The organism is Amycolatopsis sp. NPDC102522 (assembly GCF_055584485.1).
Genome location: NZ_JBVJLY010000055.1, coordinates 1 through 4096, shown reverse-complemented (window position 1 = coordinate 4096; position 4096 = coordinate 1). Strand labels below are relative to the sequence as shown.

At 70.8% G+C, this 4096-nt stretch carries 3 protein-coding genes; all 3 read left to right on the top strand.

The annotated features are described in order from the left end of the window. The first annotated feature begins 160 nt into the window (after window positions 1-160). The 3 genes from ACZ6YV_RS44255 to mnmA are packed head-to-tail and all read left to right on the top strand — an operon-like array spanning window position 161 to window position 3891. Window positions 161-1540: an MFS transporter gene (locus tag ACZ6YV_RS44255; RefSeq protein ID WP_465515392.1), complete on the top strand. Its 1380-nt coding sequence runs from the start codon at window positions 161-163 to the stop codon at window positions 1538-1540. A gap of 48 nt (window positions 1541-1588) precedes the next feature. Continuing rightward, complete coding sequence (locus tag ACZ6YV_RS44250) at window positions 1589-2785, top strand: cysteine desulfurase family protein (RefSeq protein WP_465515391.1); 1197 nt, start codon at window positions 1589-1591, stop codon at window positions 2783-2785. 5 nt (window positions 2786-2790) lie between these two features. Further along, window positions 2791-3891, top strand: coding sequence for a tRNA 2-thiouridine(34) synthase MnmA (mnmA, locus tag ACZ6YV_RS44245; protein WP_465515390.1), 1101 nt, complete (start codon window positions 2791-2793; stop codon window positions 3889-3891). Window positions 3892-4096: the final 205 nt, after the last annotated feature.

The following is a 4096-nucleotide window of genomic DNA, read 5'->3' as shown; positions in this document are numbered from 1 at the left end:
ACGCACCAAAATCCACACAGTCGACGCCACAGGCCCGGTGTCGCGCAGAGTCACCGACACCGTCCACAAACACGCCAGGTTTGCCTTACCCCTCACTAACCCGAAACGCCACTCACGACCAGCTTGACCTCCACCGAACTGGAGGTAGCAGGCTCGTCGTATGACGATCACTGGGGACAAGGCGAAGCCGAAGGGCGTGCTCTGGACACCGGAGCACCGCGTGACCACGGTCGGGTTGCTGCTCATGGTCACGCTCATCGCGTTCGAGAGCATGGGCGTCGCGACCGCGATGCCGACGATGGTCGCCGATCTCGACGGTCTCGCCCTGTACGCCTGGCCCTTCACCACCTTCCTGGTCGCCAGCGTGGTCGCGACCGTCCTTTCCGGACGGCTCGGTGACCGCAAGGGCCCGGCGCCCGCGCTGCTCGCCGGGACAGCGTTGTTCGCCGTCGGGCTGCTGGTCGCGGGGCTCGCCCACGACATGCCGATGCTCCTGCTCGGCCGGGCCTTGCAGGGCTTCGGCTCCGGCCTGCTGCTGGTCTCGGTGTCGCTGCTGATCGCGCTCACTTTCAGTGACCGTGAACGTCCGGTGATCTACGCCGCCAACGCCGCCGCGTGGGTGCTGCCCGCGGTGATCGGGCCTTCGATCGCGGGGGTGCTGACCGTGAGCGTCGGCTGGCGCTGGGTCTTCCTCGGGCTCATCCCGCTGACCGCCGTCGGTGTGGGGCTACTGGTCGTCGTCACGCGCAAACTGCCCCCGCACGTGCCCGGTGAGTCCGCGCGCCGCGCCGGGGTCGTGCCCGCGGTGGTCGCCGCCCTCGGCGTCGCCGCGCTCACCTGGGCGGCGCAGCACCCGTCCCTCGTCGCGCTGGCCTACGGCGGCGCCGGACTGGCCGCCCTGGCGTACGCGCTCCGCAAACTCCTGCCCGCCGGGACGCTGACGTCGCGGCCGGGGTTGCCGACAGTGATCGCTTCGCGCGGGCTGATCGCGGGCGCGTACGCCGGGATGGAGGCGTACCTGCCGCTCACGATGACCGAGGTCCACGGCTACAGCCCCGCGCTGGCCGGGCTGCCGCTGACGGTGACCGCGCTGGGCTGGTCGGCTGGTTCGATGCTGCAGGGCCGCATGCTCGACTGGTCGCGCGAGGTGTCCTTGCGGGTCGGGTTCGCGCTGGTCGCGGCCGGTCTGGCGATCTTCGTCTTCGTCCCGCTGCCCTCGTTCCCCGGCTGGATGGCGTTCGTGGCGTCGGCGGTCGGCGGCTCCGGGATGGGCATCGCGATGCCCGCGATCTCGGTACTGCTGCTCCGCTACTCGCCGGAGGCCGAACGCGGGTTCAACACCTCGGCGCTGCAGCTCGGCGACTGGGTCGGATCGGCCCTGACCATCGGTTTGGGTGGTGTCCTGCTCGCTTCGCTGGCGTCGGCGAAGGAGCCCTCGGTGGCGATCTTGGTGCTTTCGGTCCTGCTGACCGGCATCGCGCTGCTCGGGGTGCGGCTGACCGGCCGGTGGCCGTCGGGTATGAGCGGGGCCACCCGCTGACCAGGGTGGGCTTGGTCACGCCCCGGAACGGTCTACCCTGGTAAGGCGATGACCTATCTCGACCACGCGGCGACCACCCCGATGTTGCCCGAAGCCGTAGCGGCGATGTCCGAGGCGCTGTCCACAGTGGGCAACGCCTCCGCGCTGCATTCCTCGGGGCGCCGGGCCCGGCGAAGCGTCGAAGAAGCCCGCGAGGTGATCGCGGAGGCGCTGGGCGCCCGGCCGTCCGAGGTGATCTTCACCGCCGGCGGCACGGAGAGCGACAACCTCGCGGTCAAGGGCATCTTCTGGGCCCGAAACGGCGAGGACCCGGAGCGTCGGCGGGTGCTGTGCAGCACCGTCGAGCACCACGCCGTCCTCGAATCCGTCGAGTGGCTGGAGCAGCACGCGGGCGCCGAGATCGTCTGGGTCGAGGCCGACCAAGCGGGCCGGGTGTCCCCGGAGTCGCTGCGCGCCGCCATCGGCGACAGCCCCGAGACGGTCGCGCTGGCCACCGTGATGTGGGCGAACAACGAGGTCGGCACGATCAACCCGATCGCCGCGCTCGCCGCCGTCTGCGCCGAGCACGAGATCCCGCTGCACACCGACGCCGTCCAGGCCGTCGGCGCGGTGCCGGTCGGCTTCGCGGAGAGCGGCGCCGCCGCGCTGACCCTGACCGCGCACAAACTCGGCGGCCCGTACGGCGTCGGCGCGCTGCTGCTCGGGCGCGACACCGCGTGCGTGCCGGTCTTGCACGGCGGCGGCCAGGAGCGCAGCGTGCGTTCGGGCACCCTCGACGTGCCGGCGGTGATCGCGTTCGCGACGGCGGTGAAGGCCACGGTCGAGGGCCGCGAGGAGTACGCCAAACGCGTCGCCGAACTGCGGGACGACCTGATCGAGGCCGTCCGGCGCGAGGTGCCGGACGCGGTGCTCAACGGCGGCGAAGGCGAGCGCCTGCCCACACATGCCCACTTCACCTTCCCCGGTTGCGCGGGTGACAGCCTGTTAATGCTCTTGGACGCCAAGGGCATCGAATGTTCCACTGGATCGGCGTGCACGGCCGGGGTCGCGCAGCCGAGTCACGTGCTGCTGGCCATGGGTGCCGACCCGGCGGCCGCGCGCGGGTCGCTGCGGTTCTCGTTCGGGCACACCTCGGCGCCGGAAGACGTCGAAGCGGTCTCGAAGGAGATCGCGGGCGTCGTCGACAGGGCGAGGCAGGCGGGACTAGCCGGAATGCGCAAGCAGACGCAGAAGCAAGAGGTGTGAGGAAGATGCGCGTACTGGCCGCGATGAGCGGGGGAGTGGACTCGGCGGTGGCCGCCGCCCGCGCCGTGGACGCCGGGCACGAGGTCGTCGGCGTGCACCTGGCGCTGTCGGCGAAGCCCGGCACGCTGCGCACCGGATCCCGTGGCTGCTGCACGATCGAGGACTCGGGCGACGCTCGCCGCGCGGCCGATATCCTCGGCATCCCCTTCTACATCTGGGACTTCGCCGAGCGCTTCACCGAAGAGGTCATCGAAACCTTCGTCGGCGAGTACGCGGCCGGCCGCACGCCGAACCCGTGCGTCACCTGCAACGAGAAGATCAAGTTCGAGGCGTTGCTGGACAAGGCGATGGCGCTCGGCTTCGACGCCGTCGCCACCGGGCACTACGCCCGGCTGTCCCTTGTGGACGGTGTCCCGGAGCTGCGGCGCAGCGTCGACTCGGGCAAGGACCAGTCCTACGTCCTGGCTTCCCTCACCCCGGAGCAGCTGCGGCATTCGCTGTTCCCGCTGGGTGATTCGTGGAAGACCGACGTGCGCGCCGAGGCCGAGAGCCGCGGCCTGTCGGTGGCGAACAAACCGGACAGCCACGACATCTGCTTCATCCCGGACGGGGACACGAAGGGCTTCCTGGAGAAGCGGCTCGGTGAGCGCCCGGGGCAGCTCGTCGACGCCGAGACCGGTGCCGTGCTCGGCGAGCACACCGGCGTGCACGGCTTCACCGTCGGCCAGCGCAAGGGACTCGGCATCGAGGCGCCGGCGCCGGACGGGCGGCCGCGCTACGTGCTTTCGCTGGAGCCGGTTTCGGGCACCGTGAAGGTCGGTTCCGCGCGGGACCTCGGCGTGAACGTGATCGAGGCGAACCGCCCGATCTGGCCGAGCGAGCGGCCACTGGTCGGCCCGACCGAATGCGTCGTCCAGGTGCGTGCGCACGGCGGGATCGTCGAGGCCGTCGCTGAGGTTTCGGGCGACTCGGGCGACTCGGTGACCGTCCAGCTGCGGGAGCCGCTGCGCGGGGTCGCTCCGGGGCAGGTCGTTGTGCTGTACCGCACCGACGCGGCCGAAGGCGACCTCGTGCTGGGAAGCGCGAAGATCTCAGGCACTCGCTGACTGCCGCGTTTAGTCGACTAAACGCGGTCCTTGCGTGGGCAACCACCGCATTCAGAGGACGAAATGCCCCAGTGAGTGGGCGGTCCGGCGGGTCGTGAGTGGTAAGTGTCGTTCTGGCGGACCCGTATTTGCCTGCCCACTGGGCCCGGATCGCGTCTCGGTGTCCTTGGTGGGGCTCGTGCTGGATGTCGGTGTGGGCGACGGG

Coding starts and splice junctions, on each gene's coding strand:
- mnmA (WP_465515390.1), top strand. CDS start 2,791: ATGCGCGTACTGGCCGCGATGAGCGGGGGAGTGGACTCGGCGGTGGCC.
- ACZ6YV_RS44255 (WP_465515392.1), top strand. CDS start 161: ATGACGATCACTGGGGACAAGGCGAAGCCGAAGGGCGTGCTCTGGACA.
- ACZ6YV_RS44250 (WP_465515391.1), top strand. CDS start 1,589: ATGACCTATCTCGACCACGCGGCGACCACCCCGATGTTGCCCGAAGCC.